Below are 12,690 nucleotides of genomic sequence, written 5' to 3' on the forward strand. Positions count from 1 at the left end.
CGAGCAGGGTGCTGAGGTCCATGGCGTTAACCTAATTCAAATCGACTGCGCAATTGGCGAGTCCTTAAGCAAACCCCGCGCTGCCACACCGGGTTTGCTTAAACACCCGAAAACGCCCGGCGGCCCGCTGACGCGGAGCGGCCAGGCGCCGGAATTCAGTTGGCGATCAGACGCACCGCGTGCAGCTGGCGCTCGGTGTCGTAACGCACGGTGATTTTATTGGCCGGCACGCCGGCATCGGTCAGGAACTGCTTGACGGCGATGGCGCGGGTTTGCGCGGCGGCGCGGGCGTTGCCGATGTCGCCGCGGTAGCAGTGGCCGCGCACCAGGATGGATTTGGCGGTCTTGAGCTTGGGCAGCAGCAATTGCAGTTGAGCCTCGCCCACCGGGGACAGTTTGGGGCTCATTTTTTCAAACGGGATCAGGTTGGGGTCTATGGCCATATTGGCGGCCACGGCCTTGTCCAGCGCGGCCTTTTCTTCCGCCGCCTTGATCACGGCGGGGTCGTTGGAGGCTTGTTGAGCGTTAGGATTGGTCTTGCAGCCCACCAGCGACAAGGCGAGCGCGGCGACCATCAGCAAACGTTTCATAGCATTACTTCCCGGATTGACTTTAAACATGGGCAAAGAACAGCCGGGAAACCGCTGCGCCGGGCCGGCGCGCGGCAGTTTCCCGGATGCCTAAAACCCGCCCGGAAGACGGGCGGGTCAGCTTTACAGCACCGCTAGGGAATTAGGCGATCGCCTTGTTGGCGGTCAGGTCCCAACCGGAGCTGACGTTGCCGCTGGTGCCGCCACCTTCGCGCTTCTGCTGGGTGTAGGTCCACTTGATCTTGCCGTAAGTGAAGCTCACTTTTTCGCTGGGGAAGCCGCTGTCGTTGGCGGAACCGTGCGGCTCAACCTTGGCGATCAGGACTTGTTCCATCTTGATCTCCATGTACTTCACCTTGTCGCCACCGGCACGGCACAGTTCGATGGTGATTTCCTTGATGTGCTGGCCCTTGCAGCAGGCTTCGTAAATCTTCGGGCTGGCTTTGTCCAGGAAGTGGGTGATTTCGTAAGCGCCGTGGTTCACGCGCTCGGCGGTGGCGCCGCCGGCGGAGCTGGCGGTGGCTTGCGCCGGCTGTTCCAGCTTGTGGGCAAAGGATTGGATCTCGATCCAGTCGGCGTGCTTCTCGTCGCTGCTTTCGCCAGGAATACCGTCAATTTTCAGGAATGCATCAAAAGCCATTTACTTCTCCTTAAACAAAGGTCAAAAATCGGAGGGCGCTCCCTCCCATTCCAAAAGACGCCCGCCTCCGCCGCCGCGCCGGAACGCGGCGGGCAAACACGGACTCTCCAGCTTTAGCCCGCCGGTTGCGGCAGTTCCGCCACCAGACGCAGGGAAATGGTCAGTTCATCCAGCTGGAAATGCGGCCGCAGGAAGGCGGCGGCGCGATAGACGCCCGGTTTGCCCGGCACTTCCACCACGTCGACGCGCGCTTCGCGCAGCGGGTATTTGGCTTTGGCTTCCTGACTGGCGGAGTCGTCCAGCAGCACGTATTGCGCCAGCCAGGTGTTCAGGAAGTCCTGCACGTTCTGGCGCGAGGCGAAGCTGCCGATCTTGTCGCGCATGATGGATTTCATGTAATGCGCGATGCGCGACACCGCGAAGATGTAGGGCAGCTGGGTGGACAGGCGCGCGTTGGCGTTGGCCGAGTCGGTGTTGTAGGTCTTGGCCTTCTGCACCGATTGGCCGCCGAAGAAGGCCGCGTAGTCGGTGTTCTTGCAGTGCACCAGCGAGATGAAGCCCAGATCGGACAGCAGTTTTTCGGTGCGGTCGGTGATCGCCACTTCGGTGGGGCATTTGAGCGCCACTTCGCCGTCGTCGGTCCTGAAGGTGTGGGCCGGCAGGCCTTCCACCAGGCCGCCGCCTTCCACGCCGCGGATGGCCGCCAGCCAGCCGTATTGGGCGAAGGCGGAGGTCAGACGCGCGGCGTAGGCGTAGGAGGCGTTGGTCCACAGGTATTTCTCGTGGGTGCTGCCGTCCACGTTTTCCTCGAAGTCGAATTCCTCCACCGGCACGTTGTCGCGGCCGTAAGGCAGACGGCCCAGCACGTGCGGCAATACCAGGCCGACGTAGCGGGAGTCTTCGGATTCGCGGAAGGATTTCCACTTGGCGTATTCGACGGTGTCGAAGATCTTGGCCAGATCGCGCGGCTTGCCCACGTCGGTGAAACTTTCCAGGCCGAACAGGCCGGAGGCGGCGGCGGTGATCAGCGGCGCGTGCGCGGAGGCGGCCACGTGGGACAGCTCGTCCAGCAGGTAGAAGTCTTCCGGGTGGCGGGTGAATTCGTAATCGCCCACCAGGCCGGCGTAAGGCGCGCCGCCGAAGGTGCCGTATTCTTCTTCGTAGATTTTCTTGAACAAGGCGCTCTGGTCGAATTCCGGCGCCGCCTTGAAGTCCTTGACCAGGTCTTTCTTGGAGGCGTTGAGCACCTTGATCTTGAGCATGGTGCTGGTTTCGGACTCCATCACCAGGTATTTCAGGCCGCGCCAGGAGGCTTCCAGTTTCTGGAAGTCGTTGTGGTGCATGATCTCGTTCAGCTGGGAGGAGATCAGCGCGTCGATCTCGGCGATGCGCGCGTCTATGCTGGCGGAGAGGTCGCGCGATACGCTGACGCTGCCTTCCAGCACCTGGTCGACCAGTTCGCCGATCAGATCGCGGGTGTGGCCCTTCTCGTTGTCGTTGGTGGCGACGCGGCTTTGCTCGATGATGGAGTCGAGCAGGCTGCCGGCGGCCGCCGGCGCTGCGGCCGCGCCGGCCTCAAGTTGTTGTTCTGCGCTCATCTATCACTCTCCCGCTTTGTCCGGATGCGCGGCCTGGCTGATCGCCTTCAGCTTTTCGGTATCGCGCACCACTTCGTCCAACAGTTCTTCCAGCTTGTCGTTGCCCGCCATCTTGTTGCGCAGGTCGGCCAGGCGCTTGCGCGCGTCCAGCAGCTTTTTCAGCGGCTCGACCTGACCCACCACGTTCTGCGGCTCGAAATCCGCCAGTTCTTCGAAGTTCAGTTCCATCGCCAGCTGGCTGCCGTCGTCCTTCAGCTTGTTGTCCACCTTGATGGCCAGACGCGGCGCCATGCCCTTGAGCACTTCGTCGAAGTTGTCGCGGTCGATCTGAACGAACTTGCGTTCCTTCATCTTGGGCAGCGGTTCCTTGCTGTGGCCGGAGTAATCGCCCAGCACGCCCAGCACGAAGGGCAGCTCCTTGGTTTCGATGGCGTCGCCGATTTCAACGTCGTAAGTGATCTGCACGCGCGGCGGGCGTACCCGCGACAGTTTTTTCTGTGTGCTTTCTTTGGCCATGATGGTTCTCTCTCAAGTTCACAAAGCTCTGATGGGAGCGGCCTGCGCGAATGGCCGGCCGTTCCGGTGTTACGCCACTACTCAGGCCACGCTGCGCGACAGGCTGGACGCCACCTCGCGCAGCTGCGCCACCGAAATGGACGGATCGTTCAGCCTCCGCCCCAGGATGTAGGCCGCTTCGGCATAGGCCTGGTGGCTACGCCACGGCGCCTGCGGCTCTGCCACGTCTACGATGAAACGGGCGTCCAGCTGCCCGCCCCAGCACTGCGCGACGATCTGCTCGTTCAAGTCTCCCGGCAGCAGCGCCAGGAAACGTCCTTCCGGCCGATGGATCAGCAGGCATTGTTCCGCCTGCCCGGCCTGGCCGGCGGTGGCCGCCTGGTACAGCGACAGCCAGGTGGCCGCGGTCAGCATGTCTTCGCCGTCGCAGTCAGGCAGCGGCAGCAGATAGGTCTGCGCGGTCAGGCTGCCCTGGAACTTGCGCAACAGCTGGTGATGGAAGGTGAAGGCCAGCAGCACCGTTTCCAGGTCCGGCAGGCCGCGGCTGCTCAGCAGCCGGCCCAGATGGGAGGCCGGGGTCACGCTCAGATGCCGCTCCAGCAGTTGCTGCGCCAGTTCCAGGTCCGCCACCGAGGAGATGCCGAACAGCGATTGCTCTTCCAGGAACTGGCGGCAGGCCAGCATTTCCACCGCGTTGTCGATGGCGCTGCTCAATTGCTCCTTCAGGCCGGAGAAGAACAGCTCGTTGGCCAGCATCAGCACGGACAGCGGCGGCAAGGCCGCGTCGCAAGGCATCAGCGAGGCCGCCACCAAGGGGTAATTGCGGCCGCTTTCGTCGCGGCTGGGCTGCATCACGCCCAGCGACAGCCACATCTGGTCCCGGCTGCGCAGCACGAAGCTGGTGCCCGGCATCGCGCGGTAGCGCACCACCGCTTCCGGCCCGGCTTCCAGCCCGCCCAGGCTTTGCGCCAGCAGCTGGTCCAGCTGGGTGGCCGCCGGGTGGGTGGCGTTGACGCGGACGAAGTCGCCGCGGCGCGGCAATTTGCCGAAAATGCAGAATTGCGGGGGCGTTTCCTGCGCCCGCTTGAAATTGAACGCCATGACTGTGTCTCCCTTATAGCGTCACGCGCTCAGGCAAGGTCAGCTTGTAAAGCTTGTTCAGTTGCAGCGGATTGACGCCGCCAACCATGCGGAAATTGAATTTCACCGTCTGCGCCTCGCCGTCGGGCTTGCGCAGGTTCCAGGTGAGCTGGGCGGAGTCCGGGCTGTCCTGGCTGACCTTGGCGCTGGACAGTAAGCGCATCAGGCCCATGCGGCCCGGCTGATTGCCCACCACGCTGCTGGCGCCGCTGTAGGACACCACCTGGATGCGGGCGCCGGCGTTCTGGCCGTTGCCCGGCCAGGTGAACGGCTGCCAGGCCTGCGGGCCGTTGCGGTAGCGCAGTTCCTGGCCGTCCACCTCGAACACGATTTCGGACAGGCCCGGCGTCGGCGTCGGCTGCAGTTCGAAACGGGTGTTCTCGCCGTCCTGCAACTGGGCGTTGGCCAGCGCGGACAGGCTGCTGACGCTGGACAGGAAGGCCGGGTTGAACTTGACCCCCATATTGCCCCAGGCGCGCGGCACCAATTGGTCGCCCTTCTTCTGCACCAGGCCGTTCAGGTATTTGTTGATGAATTTGTCCAGCGTGCCGTCGTTGGCTTTGACGAAGCGGCTGATCTCCGCCACCGAGGCGCTGTTGCTGGAGTCCGCGAACGGGTATTTGCCGGCCAGCTGCTTCCACTGCGGCAGCACCTCGTTGACCCAGGCCTGGTTGATGTCGTTGGCCACCGGCCCCAGCAGGGCGTTGTAGGACTGGGTCAGCGGGCGCACCAGCATCGGGCGCACCATCTCGCCGGTTTCCGGCGTGACCTGGCTCAGCAGGGTGTTGTCGACGAAGGAGGCGGTGTCGCCCAGCTCGGAACCGGAACCGCCCAGGGTCGCCTGCAAGGCGGCGCGGGCTTGCGGGCCGGGTTCGTCGGTGCTGGAGATCGCCGCCAGCTTGGCTTTCAGCTTGGCCAATTGGTCCAGGTAGGCGTTGATCGGCGGGTTCTCGCCCTTGACCAGTTGCGCCACGCCGGCGAACTGACGGCCCACTTCGCCGTACAGCTTGGCCTTGTCCGCCTGGGCCGGCGCGCTGCCGCCCTTGAGGAATTCAGCGGTTTTTTCCAGCATCGACTGCTTGGCGTTTTCCAGCGAGCGGTTCAACTCCGACGGGTTGTCCCAGGCGGTTTCCATCGCCGCGCGCGCCAGCACCAGCTTGATCGGCGAGCTTTGCTTGTCGGACAGCCGCGCCATCGCGGACGCGGACTGGGCCGGATTGGTGAAGTCGCGAGTGGTGACGCCGATCAGGAATTTCTTCCAGGCGGCGGCGTATTGGCCGCGGTACAGGGCTTCCAGCGCGGCGCGGTTTTTCTCCACGTCGCCGTCCCGGCCCAGATTGTCCTGAGTGGACGAGGCCAGCACCCAGTCGTCGCTGCGGATTTCGCCCTTGCTGGCTTCGTCGATCGCGGCTTTGACGTAACCGTTCCAGGCTTCGCGGGTGTAGGCGCCCTCCACCATCTGGCTGCCGGCCATCACGTCCAGATCCCGGTTGTCCAGAATCCGCGCCACGGTCAGCGGCGCGAAGCGGGTGTTGGCGCGCGCCTTGATTTCATTGAACACCCGCTCTTGCGCGGACAGGCGCTTGAAGGAGCCGCGCAGCACGTCGCGCGCCTCGCCCACCACCTTGGCGTTGTTGTCGATCAGCGGCAGGTCCGCTTCCTTGATCTGGCTGACGTAGAAGGCCACCAGCTTCTCGGCCACCGCCATCACTTCTTCCACCGAGTACTGGCCGCGCTGGCTTTCCAGATAGGGCCGCCAGTAGCGCGGCAGCTGGTCGATCAGATGCGCCTCGTCCATGCGCTTCTGCTCGTGCAGCATCAGATAGGTTTTCAGCGCGTTGTAGCTGGCGTCCAGCTGCTGCGGGTTGCGCTGCGGCGCGGCTGCCGCCTCGCCTTGCGCGGCGGAGGCTTCCAGCTTGGCGGTGGTGGCGCGTTGCGGCCAGTCCAGCGCGCTCAGCTTGATATTGGGCAGACCGCCGCGCGGCGCGTGCTTTTTAGGCTTGGGTTTGAACGGCGCGGGCGCCGGCGCCGCCGGCTTGGGCGGCTCGCTCACCACCGGGGCGGGCGTCGGAGCCGGCGGCTCCGGCTTCAGCGCCACCAGCGTGGTTTCCAGATTGCGCTGCACCGGGCGCAGCATCACTTCCTTCAGCCCGGCGAAATATTCGCGGCGCAGCTGCGGCTCCAGCTCCTTGCCCTGGTACAGGCCCAGGCCCACTTGCCACGGCGCGCCGTTTTTGCGGTAGGACTGCAACTCTTCCAGGCGCTTCTGCAAGATCTGCAGCGAGCGCAGCTTGTCGTACAGCTGGCCGCTGGCGGCCAGCTTTTGCGCCTGCGCGCGCTCGGCCTTCACCTCGTCCAGCAGGTGCTGGTTGCCGATGAAGGACCAGGTCCAGAAGCTGGCCAGCGCGGCCAGCGACAACACCCCGGCGGCCATGCCGAACAAACGCCAGCGGCTGCCGCTGGGCTTGGTCTGCCGCGAAATCAGATGTTGATCCTGGAACAGCACGTCGCGGAACAGATTGCGCAGGAAATAGCTGTAGGACGCCGGCGCCTGCTTCATCTCCTGGCCGCCCTGGCTCAGGTCGAACTGGCCTTGCACGCGGTTGGCGGCCACGATGCGCGGCACGCCCTCTTGCAGCGCGCTGGTGAAATAGAAGCCGCGCAGCAGAGGCCGCGCGTGGTAGGGGTCTTCTTCGTGCAGCAGCTTGACGAATTTGACCACCGCCTCTTTCAGGCCGTGGAATTCAATCGGGAAAGCGAAGTGCGCCGGCTTGACCTGATCGCCGCGGTACTGGATCAGCTTTTCCTCGCCGGCCTGCACCAGGCCGCGGTACAGCAGTTCGAACTGCTGGCCGGTCACATTGGCCACGTCGAAGCCGGTGCCCTGGTCCGCGCTCAGCGTCGCGCCCCAGACTCTGGCGCGGTCTTCGTCGCTGGCGTCCTGGAAGAACTGGGCGAAGCCGCCCAAGAGGTCCAGCTTGGTGAACACCAGATAGATGGGCACCAGGAGGCCGAAGGTGTTGCACACCTCGTGGATGCGCTCGCGGATCTGGCGCGCGTACAGGGTGAAGCCTTCGCTATGGTGCTGCGCCAGTTCCGGCAGGCTGATGGCGATCAGAATGCCGTTGACCGGCGCCTTGGCGCGGTGCTTTTTCAGCAGCTTGAGGAATTCCAGCCACTCCACCCGGTCCTCGCTCTGAGTCGCGTAGCGGCCGGCGGTGTCCAGCAGCACGCCCTCGGTGGAGAAGAACCAGTCGCAGTTGCGGGTGCCGCCCACGCCCTGGATGCCGCTCTTGTCGCTGAACGGGAAGGTCAGGCCGGATTGCAGGATGGCCGAGCTCTTGCCCGCAGCCGGATGGCCGATGATCATGTACCAGGGCAGCTCGTACAGCGCGGCGCTGCCGCTGGCGGTGCCCAGCTTGGATTTCTTCAGGGTGTCGATGGCGCCCAGCAGCCGCTGGCGCAGCAGGGTGACCTCGGCGCGCTTGTCGGAGCTGGCGTTGATCACCGCCTCGTCCGCCTGCTTGCGCAGCATGCGCTCCAGCAGACCGCCGGCGCGGCGCGCCAAGACCTGGCCCACCAGCAGGGTCAGCACCCATAACAACATGACGCCGATAATCCAGCCCAAACGGGCTTCCAGCGACTCCAGGCCCAACCACGGTCCCAGGAACCAGATCAAAGCGATCAGGATCAGGAACCCGATTGCCGAAGCCACTTTGGCGTGACGCAGCCAACCTTTCATAAACACCCACCACCTTCTTGAAAACCGTTATTTTTTGAGCAGGGATTTCAGCGAGCCTGAGCGCTCGATATGCCCGAAATCTTTGAAACTCCAGTTGCCGCCCCAAGTCAGGCCGGCCGCCGTCGCCTCTTCCCCCAGCGCGTTGTAAGCCTGCATCGCCCAGGGATCGCGTTCCGATATCACTACCTTGCCTTCGCGGATGGGCGCCAAGTCCACCGCCAGGCCGTATTGGTGCTTGCTCTGCCCGCCCTTGGCCTTGGTCACCAGCGTGGTCTGGCCGGCCAGCGAGTCCTGGCGCTCCGGGCTGCGGTAGCCTTCCAGCAGCACCATGGGGAAGCCCCTGGCCTTCATTTTTTCCATCACTCGCAGCACCACCTGCACAAACTCGGGATTCAGCTTGCTCCAGTCCCGATCCGCATGTCCCAGGCTGGGCCGCTCCGCTATGACGTTGACAAAAGCTTCAGGTGGAAGCGGTGGCGGAGGCACCAGTTTTTCTTCCAACAGCGTTTGCTTAATTCTTATGCCCTGAGCATACTCCGCCGCCTCGAACTCCGGGCTGCGGTGAAAACGGTTCAGTTTCAGCGTGATCGCCACCGCCAACGCCACCAGCAGCAGCGACACCACCGGCAGCCACACCCGCCAGTAACGCGCGGCGGCGCTTGGCGCGCGGCGCGTCACGCGCAAAAAAGCGGCGCTTGCCGCCGGCTTTTCAGTCAGTTTCTCAGGCCCTGCGGCCGTGGCTCCGGCCAAAGCCTCCGCTCCGGACAGAACGGGCTTTGGCGAGCGGCTTCCTTCCAAAATGCGAGGCTGTCCCAAGAAGAATTTCCAGCCCAACCAGGACAGGAGCAAAACGATGCCAAGCACCAAGACCGGCAAGATATAGTTCAAATGCATTTTGACGCGAGACGATAAATGACATTACAATTTAAATCAATAGCTTGAGCTACCCGATCTCGGATTTTCGCTACCGTGTGCAAATCAATTTGCGGCGGGGCATGCATTCCAATTAAACCAAAAATTTGGGATACTTTCGATAGCAGATAGTCACAAATCCAATCGTTAGGAACCGCCGTCATGATGAAAAAACGCCCCAGCTGGCAACGGGCCCGCGCCCTATTTTACGCCATTGCCATAGCCTCTCTGACCGCTTGTTCCAGCACCAAGACCATAGACATCAAAGCTGAGGGCAGCCCGTCGCTAAACCGCGACGCCAAAGGCAAACCGCTGTCCGTGGTGGTGCATGTCTACCAGCTGAAAAACCAGCAGGCTTTCAACCGCCTGACCATGGAGGCGCTGTCCAGCGGCAAACCTGAATCAGAACTGCTGGGCGACAGTCTGATCAACAGCAAAGAACTGACCTTTTTGCCAGGTGGTAAAGTGACGCTGGAAGACGTCACCATTGAAAAAGACGCTCAGTTCATCGGCGTCGTCGGCTTTTTCCGCCGCCCGGATGCCCACTTCTGGCGCCTGCTGTACGACGCCGACGCCGTCCGCAGCAAAGACCTGAGCTTCCGCGCCGCGGACTGCCACCTGGAAGCCATCAAACCCAAAGCGTTGACCATGCCCGGCCAGCCCGCGTCCGCCAAGGCGGACTGCGCAGCCAGCCGAAACTGAGGCCCGCCGCGGCGCCGGGCAACGCTGAAAATTAACAAACTCTTTTGCATGACAAGGGCGGCGCTCTTGCTGCAAAATGTCGCGCATTTTAGCGATCGTGTACACAGTTTGAACAGGGTGTTATTACCGGATGCGGACAGTCTTGGCCATGACGTGGCTCAAAGCCCGTTCGCTCCTTCGCCCACCGCGGCCTGGCCCGGCTGACAAGCCGATGAATTTTCAGGCGCAATTGAAATTGACGTAGGTATCCAGACAAGGTGTATCAGTAATGCAACAAGCCAAACGAGTGCTCTGGGGCGAAGGCATGTTCCTGCGCCCGCAGCACTTTCAGCAGCAAACCCTCTTGCTGGAACAGCATGTCGCCGCGCGACAGCAACTGAGCCAGCGTCACAGCTGGGGCCTGCAGCACATCGCCTTGGACGAACAGGCGCTCAAGGGCGGCACCGTCCGCATCGACGGCCTGTCCATCCTGTTCCGCGACGGCACGCTGTACCAGGCGCCGGCCAGCGCGCCGCTGCCGCTGTCCCGCGACCTGAACACCTTGCCGCAAGCCGGCATCAAGACCACGCTTTACGCCTGTCTCGCCCATATGCAGCCCTACGGCGGCAACACCCGCAACGGCGAAGCCATGTCCCGCCCCGCCCGCTTTCAAAGCGCCAGCGCGGAAGTGGCCGACCTCTACACCCAGGCGCTGGACGCCGACCTGTCCACGCTGGAGTTGGACGTGCGGCTGATGATCGAAGAGGAAAACCGCGACGGCTACGACGCCATTCCGCTGTGCCGGCTGGAGAAAGACGCCACCGGCCAGTGGGCGCTGGGCGGCGGCTTCATCCCGCCGCTGGCCACCGTGGAAGGCTCGCGCGAGGTCAGCCACATGCTGCGCCGCCTGCTGGACATCCTGCTGGTCAAGAACCAGGCGCTGTCCGGCGGCCAGCGCGAACGCGCCAAGAACGTGATGGAGTACAGCTCCAGCGACATCAGCTCCTTCTGGCTGCTGCACACCGTCAACCGCAACTTCGCCAAGCTGCGCCACCTGTCGCTGTCCAGCCCGCTGCACCCGGAAGAGCTGTACCTGGCGCTGGCCGAATTCTGCGGCGAGCTGCAAACCTTCTCCACCCATTACACCCTGTCCGACATCCCGGCCTATCGCCACGACGACCTGCACGCCGTGCTGGCGGCGCTGGACACGCAGATCCGCGAACTGCTGGAAACCGTGATCTCCTCGCGCTACGCCATCATCCCGCTGCATTCGCCCAAGCCGTCCTTCTACATCGGCCGGCTGGAAAGCGACCGCCTGCTGGAGAACGTCGATTACTACCTGTCGGTGCAGAGCGAGTTGCCGGCCAGCCAGATCATCGACAGCGTGCCGCTGAAGATGAAAATCGGCGCGCCGGACGACGTGGAGAAAATCCTCAACTCCGCGATGCGCGGCGTGGCGCTCAGCCATGCGGCGCAAACCCCGTCCGCCATTCCGGTGCGGGTGGGCAACCACTATTTCGCGCTGGAACCGCACGGAGAGATCTTCGGCCGCATGCTGCAATCGCGCAGCATCTGCATCTATATGCCGCAGACGCTCTCCAATCTGACGCTTGAACTGATCGCCGTATTCCGCTGAGGCCGCCATGAACCAAACCGCCGCAACCCTACAAGAACGCCCGCTGGCCGTGGCCTCCACCTCGGCCCCCACCCTGCGCGAAATGCTGGAAGACGGCATCTACCTGCTGTTCCTGCTGCGGGACGGCAACGCCCCCAGCAGCGCGGTAGAGTTCAACCGCCGCGTCGACCAGTTCCTGAACCAGTACGAGCGCAACGCGCGCAACTTCGGCAAGGACCAGAACGCCATCAACCACTCCAAGTACGCGTTTTGCGCGCTGATGGACGAGATCATCCTGTCCTCAGAGTTCGACATCCGCGACGAGTGGGAGCGCATGCCGCTGCAACTGCGGCTGTTTGGCGAGCACCTGGCCGGCGAAGGCTTCTTCAACCGCCTGGAGCAGCTGCGTTTGGACCCGGCCGCCCATATCGAGCCGCTGGAAGTGTTCTACACCTGCCTGCTGCTGGGCTTCCAGGGCAAATACCTGCTGGAAGGCCAGGAAAAACTGGGCTATCTGACCCACAAGCTGGGCCAGGAAATCCAGCAAGTGCGCGGCGGCAAGGCCGAGTTCGCGCCCAACTGGCAGCTGCCGCAACGCTTCCAGGCCTTTGTCCGCCATGAACTGCCGCTGTGGCTGTACTTCGCGCTGCTGGCTGTGGTGGGCGCCGGCATCTTCGTCGCCTACCGCTGGCTGCTGTCCAACCAGCTCCAATCCATCTTCGGCCTGTAAGCCATGCAGAGCAGCCGCCACGCCCAGATCCTGCCGTCGGTGCTGGACCGGCTGCTGGACGACCAGCCGGACAACAGCCACGGCGCGGAAACCATGTTGTACGAACTGCCGCAGATCAAGCGCTCGCTGGCGCGGGATCTGGAAGCGCTGCTGAACACCCGGCTCGCGCCGCTGCAGGAACTGTTCGACATGTACCCGCAAGCGCACGACAGCATGCTGAGTTTCGGCATTCCGGACCTGTCCGGCATCAGCCTGCTCAACCCGCAAGACCGGGAACTGCTGCGCGAACAGCTGCGCCGCGCCATCGAAGTGCACGAGCCACGGCTGTCCCGCGTGCGGGTGAATCTGGACGCGCCGCGCGAGATGGAACGCCACCTGCGCTTCCGCGTCGACGCGGTGCTGAAAGTGCATCCGCACCGGCCGCCGGTCACCTTCGACGCCACCCTGCAACTCTCCTCCAACGTTTACAAGGTACAAGGCTGACCCAGCCTGACAGCGCCCTATGGACCTCAGCACCCTGCTCGCC

Annotated in this window: 11 protein-coding genes; 4 read left to right on the top strand and 7 right to left on the bottom strand. The window is 63.5% G+C overall.

Features of this window, described 5'->3' with window-relative positions; genetic code table 11:
- Positions 1-155 precede the first annotated feature (155 nt).
- The 7 genes from VK98_RS22275 to VK98_RS23965 all read right to left on the bottom strand — a co-directional run bounded on the left by VK98_RS22275 (position 156) and on the right by VK98_RS23965 (position 8,904).
- Positions 156-590 (bottom strand): OmpA family protein, encoded by a 435-nt coding sequence (locus VK98_RS22275; RefSeq protein ID WP_019100066.1) that lies wholly within the window; start codon positions 588-590, stop codon positions 156-158.
- Positions 591-732: 142 nt separating this feature from the next.
- Positions 733-1,230 (bottom strand): type VI secretion system tube protein Hcp, encoded by a 498-nt coding sequence (locus VK98_RS22280; protein ID WP_019100067.1) that lies wholly within the window; start codon positions 1,228-1,230, stop codon positions 733-735.
- A gap of 113 nt (positions 1,231-1,343) precedes the next feature.
- The gene (gene tssC, locus VK98_RS22285; protein WP_043594333.1) at positions 1,344-2,828 is read right to left on the bottom strand and encodes a type VI secretion system contractile sheath large subunit; all 1,485 of its coding nucleotides are present in this window, start codon (positions 2,826-2,828) and stop codon (positions 1,344-1,346) included.
- 3 nt (positions 2,829-2,831) lie between these two features.
- Complete coding sequence (tssB, locus tag VK98_RS22290) at positions 2,832-3,344, bottom strand: type VI secretion system contractile sheath small subunit (protein ID WP_043594331.1); 513 nt, start codon at positions 3,342-3,344, stop codon at positions 2,832-2,834.
- An 81-nt stretch (positions 3,345-3,425) separates the two neighbouring features.
- Entirely contained in the window at positions 3,426-4,445 is a 1,020-nt protein-coding gene (tagF, locus tag VK98_RS22295) for a type VI secretion system-associated protein TagF (RefSeq protein WP_048416120.1), read from the bottom strand.
- Between the two features lie 13 nt (positions 4,446-4,458).
- On the bottom strand, positions 4,459-8,226 hold the full coding sequence (tssM, locus tag VK98_RS22300) for a type VI secretion system membrane subunit TssM (protein ID WP_048416121.1): 3,768 nt from the start codon (positions 8,224-8,226) through the stop codon (positions 4,459-4,461).
- Positions 8,227-8,253: 27 nt separating this feature from the next.
- Entirely contained in the window at positions 8,254-8,904 is a 651-nt protein-coding gene (locus VK98_RS23965; protein ID WP_231589353.1) for a M15 family metallopeptidase, read from the bottom strand.
- A 396-nt stretch (positions 8,905-9,300) separates the two neighbouring features.
- Here VK98_RS23965 and tssJ point away from each other — a divergent pair, with 396 nt between their 5' ends.
- The 4 genes from tssJ to tssE all read left to right on the top strand — a co-directional run bounded on the left by tssJ (position 9,301) and on the right by tssE (position 12,647).
- On the top strand, positions 9,301-9,840 hold the full coding sequence (tssJ, locus tag VK98_RS22310; RefSeq protein WP_048416122.1) for a type VI secretion system lipoprotein TssJ: 540 nt from the start codon (positions 9,301-9,303) through the stop codon (positions 9,838-9,840).
- 268 nt (positions 9,841-10,108) lie between these two features.
- Positions 10,109-11,455, top strand: a complete 1,347-nt coding sequence (gene tssK, locus VK98_RS22315; protein WP_048416123.1) for a type VI secretion system baseplate subunit TssK — start codon at positions 10,109-10,111, stop codon at positions 11,453-11,455.
- Positions 11,456-11,462: 7 nt separating this feature from the next.
- Positions 11,463-12,164 carry a type IVB secretion system protein IcmH/DotU gene (icmH, locus tag VK98_RS22320; protein WP_048416124.1) on the top strand — a complete coding sequence of 234 codons (702 nt, stop codon included), beginning with the start codon at positions 11,463-11,465 and terminating at the stop codon, positions 12,162-12,164.
- 3 nt (positions 12,165-12,167) lie between these two features.
- Positions 12,168-12,647 (top strand): type VI secretion system baseplate subunit TssE, encoded by a 480-nt coding sequence (tssE, locus tag VK98_RS22325; protein ID WP_048416125.1) that lies wholly within the window; start codon positions 12,168-12,170, stop codon positions 12,645-12,647.
- Positions 12,648-12,690: the final 43 nt, after the last annotated feature.

Origin of the sequence: Chromobacterium sp. LK11 (assembly GCF_001043705.1) — a bacterium.
In the GTDB taxonomy this organism is placed as follows: Bacteria; Pseudomonadota; Gammaproteobacteria; order Burkholderiales; family Chromobacteriaceae; genus Chromobacterium; species Chromobacterium alkanivorans.